Genomic DNA, 932 nt, shown 5'->3' on the forward strand with positions numbered 1-932 from the left:
CGGCGCGACTGGGTAAGGCCCTGGATACGCAGGTACCGGTGCGCGCGCTGTTCGAAGCTTCCACGGTGGCCGGTCTGGCGGTGCGGGTCGAACAGCACGCCGGGACCGGCGGCCGGGCTGCGTTGGTTCCGCAGCCTCGGCCGACGCGGGTGTCGGCTTCCGGTGAAGTCGTGGACGCGGTGCCGCTGTCGCTGGCCCAGCAGCGGATGTGGTTCCTCAACCGCTTCGACCGGGCCTCGGCGGCCTACAACATCCCACTGGCCATCCGGTTGTCCGGTGCGCTGGATGTGGAGGCCTTGCGGGCGGCGGTATCGGATCTCGTTGCCCGGCACGAGGTGCTGCGGACGGTGTACCCGGAGACCGAGTCCGGTCCGGTGCAGGTGGTGTTGCCGGCCGGTGCGGCCGCGCCGCGGTTGCGGGTTCGGTCGGTTGCCACCGGGGATGTCGTGTCCGCGGTCGCGGAGTTGGCGTCGGCCGGTTTCGATGTGACGGCCGAGGTGCCGTTGCGGGTGGCGCTGTTGCGGGTGGACGATACGGCCGGCGTATCCGGCGCCACCGGCGAATTCGTATTGGCTATGGTGGTACACCATATTGCGGCCGACGGTGCGTCGGTCGCTCCGTTGACCCGGGACCTGATGACCGCCTACGCGGCCAGGTCGGCCGGTGAGGCGCCGGGCTGGGCGGCCTTACCGGTGCAGTACGCCGATTACAGCATCTGGCAGCGCGCGCTGCTCGGTGACGAAGCGGATCCGGAATCACTGGCCGCGAAACAGGTCGGGTACTGGCGATCGATGCTGGCCGGGGTGCCGGATCAGCTGGACCTGCCGACCGACCGGCCGCGTCCGGCGGTGCAGTCCTTCGCGGGCGGCCGGGTCGAACTCGTGATCACCCCGGAGGTGCATGCCGGGTTGCTGCGGGTGGCGCAGCAGCGC

General features: G+C 70.7%; 1 protein-coding gene. It reads left to right on the forward strand.

The features are described 5' to 3' along the window. Positions 1-932: condensation domain-containing protein (locus NS4_RS31030; protein ID WP_245665884.1), on the forward strand; the 932-nt coding region annotated here is incomplete at both ends.

This window comes from Nocardia sienata NBRC 100364, assembly GCF_001613205.1.
Lineage (GTDB): Bacteria > Actinomycetota > Actinomycetes > Mycobacteriales > Mycobacteriaceae > Nocardia > Nocardia sienata.